This is a genomic window from Micromonospora sp. SL1-18 (genome assembly GCF_047921505.1).
Taxonomy (GTDB): domain Bacteria; phylum Actinomycetota; class Actinomycetes; order Mycobacteriales; family Micromonosporaceae; genus Micromonospora.
On record NZ_JBLROA010000136.1, the window covers coordinates 1 to 5,432 of the forward strand.

The 5,432-nt window shown below is 75.4% G+C and carries 7 protein-coding genes; 6 read left to right on the forward strand and 1 reads right to left on the reverse strand.

Features of this window, described 5'->3' with window-relative positions:
* Window positions 1–297: 297 nt before the first annotated feature.
* Together ACNAW0_RS29820 and ACNAW0_RS29825 are read left to right on the forward strand one after the other, a co-directional pair.
* Window positions 298–1,245: a tetratricopeptide repeat protein gene (locus tag ACNAW0_RS29820; RefSeq protein ID WP_416291384.1), complete on the forward strand. Its 948-nt coding sequence runs from the start codon at window positions 298–300 to the stop codon at window positions 1,243–1,245.
* Window positions 1,242–2,261 (forward strand): HAD-IIA family hydrolase, encoded by a 1,020-nt coding sequence (locus tag ACNAW0_RS29825; RefSeq protein WP_416291378.1) that lies wholly within the window; start codon window positions 1,242–1,244, stop codon window positions 2,259–2,261. Before ACNAW0_RS29820 ends, ACNAW0_RS29825 begins: the two co-directional genes overlap by 4 nt.
* Before the next feature lie 18 nt (window positions 2,262–2,279).
* On the opposite strand, the gene ACNAW0_RS29830 is transcribed toward ACNAW0_RS29825, so the two are convergent.
* Window positions 2,280–2,615, reverse strand: a complete 336-nt coding sequence (locus ACNAW0_RS29830; protein ID WP_416291379.1) for an SCP2 sterol-binding domain-containing protein — start codon at window positions 2,613–2,615, stop codon at window positions 2,280–2,282.
* A 112-nt stretch (window positions 2,616–2,727) separates the two neighbouring features.
* Between ACNAW0_RS29830 and ACNAW0_RS29835 the strand changes: the two genes are divergently transcribed.
* The 4 genes from ACNAW0_RS29835 to ACNAW0_RS29850 are packed head-to-tail and all read left to right on the forward strand — an operon-like array spanning window position 2,728 to window position 5,318.
* A complete protein-coding gene (locus tag ACNAW0_RS29835) occupies window positions 2,728–3,291 on the forward strand; it encodes a phasin family protein (protein WP_416291380.1) in 564 nt (187 codons plus the stop codon).
* Complete coding sequence (locus ACNAW0_RS29840; RefSeq protein ID WP_416291381.1) at window positions 3,288–3,554, forward strand: hypothetical protein; 267 nt, start codon at window positions 3,288–3,290, stop codon at window positions 3,552–3,554. Before ACNAW0_RS29835 ends, ACNAW0_RS29840 begins: the two co-directional genes overlap by 4 nt.
* Window positions 3,555–3,576: 22 nt before the next feature.
* Window positions 3,577–4,437: a TlyA family RNA methyltransferase gene (locus ACNAW0_RS29845; RefSeq protein WP_416291382.1), complete on the forward strand. Its 861-nt coding sequence runs from the start codon at window positions 3,577–3,579 to the stop codon at window positions 4,435–4,437.
* Window positions 4,434–5,318 (forward strand): NAD kinase, encoded by an 885-nt coding sequence (locus tag ACNAW0_RS29850; protein ID WP_416291383.1) that lies wholly within the window; start codon window positions 4,434–4,436, stop codon window positions 5,316–5,318. Before ACNAW0_RS29845 ends, ACNAW0_RS29850 begins: the two co-directional genes overlap by 4 nt.
* The last annotated feature ends 114 nt before the right edge of the window (window positions 5,319–5,432 follow it).

The window sequence follows — 5,432 nt, forward strand, 5'->3', positions numbered from 1 at the left end:
CGGGACGACCGCGAGGGCGGTTTCCGCCGGGAGGACAGCCGCTCGGGTGGCTTCCGAGGCGGCCGGGAGCCCGGCGGCCGGGAGCGTGGCGAGCGGGACGGGGAGCGCCGAGGCTACGGCGAGTCGCGCTGGACCGACCGCCGGCCGGAGGACCATGGCCCGCAGGGAGCGCGCCGGGACGACCGGCGCGAGCGCGTCGAGGCCGAGCGGGCCGTCGCGCCGTCGCTGCCCGACGAGGTGGTCGCCAGCGACCTCGATTCCACCGTCCGAGCCGAGCTGCTGTCGCTGGCCAAGCCGGTGGCGGAGACCGTCGCCCGGCACCTGGTCGCGACCGGTCTGCTGATCGACGACGATCCGGCGGAGGCGCTCGCGCACGCGCTGGCCGCTCGCCGGCTCGCCTCGCGGATCGCCGCCGTGCGGGAAGCGGTCGGGCTGGCCGCGTACCACGCCGGGGAGTGGCAGACCGCCATCGCCGAGCTGCGGACGTACCACCGGATGAGCGGGTCGCAGAGCCACCTGGCGGTGCTGGCCGACTGCGAGCGGGCACTGGGCCGCCCGGAGCGGGCGATCGACCTGTTCCGCGGCGCGGACCGGGAGAAGCTCGACCAGCCGGTCGCCGTCGAGCTGCTGATCGTCGCCGCCGGAGCGCGGGGCGACCTCGGGCAGAAGGACGCGGCCGTGGCGATGCTGCAGGTCCCCGAACTGACCACCGACTCGACGGAGCCGTGGGCGGCTCGGCTGCGTTACGCGTACGCGGACGCGCTGCTGGCCGCGGGCCGGCGCGAGGAGGGGCGGGAGTGGTTCTCCCGGGCCGCCGACGTGGACGCCGAGGGCGAGACCGATGCCGCCGAGCGGCTGCTCGAACTCGACGGCGTGGTCATCGAGGGCGACGACGAGGAGGACGAGGAGTTCGCGGCCGGCTCGGGCGCGCCGGGTGCCGTACCGGCCGATCCGGACGCCGATCTCACTGGTGCCGCCCTGCGCGACGATGAGGACGACGACCTCGACGGTGACGAGGACGACGACCTCGACGGTGACGCGGACGACGACCTCGATGACGAGGACGACGAGCTGGACGGTGACGTGGGCCCAGGGGCCGGCCGCCGGAACGAGCCCGTCGACGTCGGGGACCGCGACGACGCGCCGGGCGAGGCCGCGGACGCCGCGGGGGACCGGGACGACACGCCGGCCACCGCGGACGACGACGTTGCGCCGGGCCGCGGGGCGGAGACGGACGGCCGGTGACCGCGAGCGCCGGGGAACGGCTGGTCGACGGGTACGCCCTGGTCGTCTTCGACCTCGACGGGGTGATCTATCTGATCGACCGGCCGATCCCCGGCGCGGTCGAGGCGGTCGGCCGGCTGCACGCCGAGGGCCGGGCGGTCGCGTACGCCACCAACAACGCCTCGCGTCGTTCCAGCGAGGTGGCGGACCTGCTCACCGGCATGGGCGTGGCGGCCCGGCGGGAGGAGGTGCTCACCTCGGCCGCCGCCACCGCCGAGTTGCTGCGCGATCGCCTGCCGGCCGGGGCGCCGGTGCTGGTCGTCGGGGCGGAGGCGTTGCGGGCGGAGCTGCGGGCCGTCGGGCTGCGCCCGGTGTCGACGGTCGACGAGCAGCCCGCCGCCGTCGCCCAGGGCTACGGCCCGCAGGTCGGCTGGGTCGACCTGGCCGAGGCGTCCCTGGCGGTGCGGGCGGGCGCGCCCTGGTACGCGACCAACACCGACCGGACGCTACCCAGCCCGCGCGGCCCGCTGCCGGGCAACGGCTCCCTGGTCGCGGTGCTGCGTACCGCGTTGGGGCGGGACCCGGACGTGGTGGTGGGCAAGCCGGAGCCGGCGCTGTTCGCCACCGCCGCCCGTCGGGCCGGTGCGGGGCGGACCCTGGTGGTCGGCGACCGACTGGACACCGACATCGAGGGTGCGCGTCGGGCCGGCCTGGACAGCCTGCTGGTGCTCACCGGCGTCAGCGACGTACCCGAACTGCTGGCCGCCCCCGAGGCGCGCCGGCCGACGTACGTCTCCGTTGATCTGGCCGGGCTGTTCGACCCGGCGGCGGCGGTGCGGGTGCCGGGTACGCCTGATGCCGGCGGTTGGTCGGTGACCGTGGCCGACGGCGAGCTGGCCCTCGACGGCGCGGGACGCCCGCTCGACGCCCTCGCCGCGCTCTGCGCGGTGGCCTGGTCGGCGGCGGCCGATCCGCGGGTGCGGCCGGCTTCCGCGGCGGCGGCGGAGGCCCTCGCCACGCTGGGCGTGACCGGTTGATCGGACCGTCGCGGCCGGTCAGAGCAGCTTGCGCAGCTTCATCAGGTCGAACGGGTTCGCCTTGATGGACACCCGGCGGCCGGCCACCGCCCTTGCCAGTTCGAGCTGGCCGTGCACCAGCGCGACCAGGTCGTCGCTGCTGGTGCTGAGCGCGATCTGGGCCTTCGGGTCGTCGCCGTCGGTCAGGCCGACCAGCCGGCCCCCTTGGATGCGGCCCTGAAACGCGGTGTCCAGGTCGGTGATCCGGCAGGCCAGGGTGCGGTCCAGGTCGATCCGGCCCTGCGCCTCGGCGTGTCGGTCCAGCCGGGCGGCCAGGTCCTGCAACGCCTGCCGGCACTCGTCCACGCTGGCCACATCGTCTCCTCACCACGTGTCACGCCGCTCCCCGGAACCGTACCGCACTGGGGTGTCCGGGCGGCCCGGTAGCGTGACACCAGCACACTCGCCTCGCGGGAAGGACTCAGGCATGCAGGACGCGTGGCGCGCCTATCTCGAGCTGGCCATGGGCCTGACGGAGGCGCCCCGGAAGAAGGCCCAGGACGCCGTACGACGGGTGGTCGGCCAGGGCGGCGCGACGGCCGCCCAGCTCCAGGCGCTCGCCGAGGAGCTCGTCTCCACCGGTATGGCGAACCGGGAGGCGTTGACCAAGCTGGTCCGCTTCGAGGTGGACCGGGCGCTGGGCGCGGTCGGGCTGGCCACCGCCGACGAGGTCGCCGAGCTGACCCGCCGGGTGCGTGAGCTGGAACGGCAGCTGCGCGAGGCGACGATCGCCCCGGCCGCAGAGGCGGCGACACCCACCGCCGCCACCCCCACCTCCGGCGCCCCGGCGGCGTCGACCAGCCCGGTGCCCGCCCCGACGAAGACGGTCGCGAAGAAGACGGTGGCGAAGAAGACGGTGGCGAAGAAGACGGTGGCGAAGAAGGCGGCGGCGACGCCCGCGCGTACCTCGGCCGAGGAGTCGCCGGCAGCTCCGGCCCGGTCCGCGAAGAAGGCCGCCGCCCGCAAGCGGACCGGGGGTGCCGGGTCGTGACTGCCCCGTACCGTCCAGGGCCTCCGGCGGCCCCGCGCCCGGGGCCGCCGCCCGGTGGCCCACGCCCCGGGCCGCCGCCGGGAGTGCGGCCGGCATCCGCGCCGGTCGAGGACCTCGGCGAGGCCGCCCGGCACCCGGCGGTGGATGCCGCCGTGCAAGCCATGATCAACGCCGAGGCGCTCTCCCCGGCGGACCAGATCGCCCAGTACGAGGCGGCGTACGAGACGCTGCGCGAGACGCTGGCCAGCATCGACCAGACCTGACCGACCGGAGAGAGAACCACGCATGGCACGTCGCACCCGGCTGGATGCCGAACTCGTCCGCCGCGGTCTGGCCCGCTCCCGCGAGCAGGCGGCCGCGCTGGTGGAGGCCGGCCGCGTCCGGCTGCGCGGGGTGCCCGCCCGCAAACCCGCCGCGATGGTCGACCCCGCCGACCCGCTGCTGGTCACCGGCGAGGACCCCACCACGGAGTACGTATCCCGGGGCGGGCACAAGCTCGCGGGTGCGCTCGCCGCGTTCGCACCCGGCGGGCTGACCGTGGCCGGCCGGCGTTGCCTGGACGCCGGTGCCTCCACCGGCGGCTTCACCGACGTGCTGCTGCGCGCCAGCGCCGCCGAGGTGGTGGCGGTCGACGTCGGGTACGGCCAGTTGGCCTGGTCGTTGCGCAACGACGACCGGGTGCACGTCTTCGAGCGGACCAATGTACGTACCCTCACCCCGGAGGCCGTCGGCGGCGCGGTTGACCTCACGGTGGCCGACCTGTCGTTCATCTCGCTGCGGTTGGTGCTGCCGGCGCTGGCCGGCTGCACGAAGCCGGACGGCGACCTGGCGCTGATGGTCAAGCCGCAGTTCGAGGTGGGCAAGGAGCGGGTCGGCGCGGGCGGGGTGGTCCGCGACCCGGCGGTGCGCGCCGAGGCGGTGCTCGACGTGGCCGCCGGGGCGGCGCAGCTCGGCCTGGGGCTGGCCGACGTGGCCGCCAGCCCGCTGCCCGGGCCGAGCGGCAACGTCGAGTTCTTCGTATGGTTACGCCGGGACGCGCCCGTCGCGGACCCCGAGCGGGTACGCGCGGTGGTGGCCGCCGGCCCACAGGGCTTCCCGTCCCCGGCCGGCGCGTCGGGTACCGCGAGCGAGGAGGTGCCCGGGTGAGCCGGACCGCTCTGCTGGTGACGCACACCGGCCGTCGACGTAGCACCGAGCACGCGCGGGCGGTGGCGGCGGACCTCATCGCGGCCGGCTTCGAGGTGCGGGTGGTGGCCGAGGAGGCCGACGACCTGGACCTGCCCGGTGTGGTGCCGGTGACCGGCCCCGAGGCCGCCGAGGGCGCCGAGATCGTCTTCGCCCTCGGCGGGGACGGCACGTTCCTGCGCGCCGCCGAGCTGGCCCGGCCGGCGAAGGCGCCGCTGCTCGGCATCAACCTCGGCAAGGTCGGCTTCCTCGCCGAGGCGGAGATCGACGACCTGGACAGCGCGGTACGTGACGTGGTCGGGCGCAACTACACCGTGGACGAACGGCTCACCCTCGACGTGACCGCCGAGTTCGAGGATGGCCCGACCATCGAGTCGTGGGCGCTGAATGAGATCAGCGTGGAGAAGGGCGAGCGCGCCCAGATGCTGGAACTGCTGGTCGACGTGGACGGTCGACCGCTGTCCCGGTACGGCTGCGACGGCGTGGTCTGCGCGACCCCGACCGGCTCCACCGCGTACGCGTTCTCCGGCGGCGGGCCCGTGGTCTGGCCGGAGGTGGAAGCACTGCTGCTGGTGCCGATCAGCGCGCACGCGCTGTTCAGCCGCCCGTTGGTGACCGCGCCGACGTCCACCGTCGCGATCACGGTCGACCCGTTCACCACCCTCGCGGTGCTGAGCTGCGACGGGCGGCGGGTGTACGACCTGCCCCCGGGCGCCCAGGTCACCGTGCGCCGGGGCGCGTTGCCGGTGCGGATCGTCCGGCTCAGGGCGCGTCCGTTCACAGACCGGCTGGTGGCCAAGTTCGACCTGCCCGTACAGGGCTGGCGCGGCAGCCGCCGCTGACTTCGCGGTCAGCGACCAGCGGGCCGACCCCAGGTCGACGGTTCGGTGTACCCGCGCCGGGCGGCAACCGGGTTACGGTAGGAGCGTCTCTGATTAGCTAAGCGATCCTGGGTT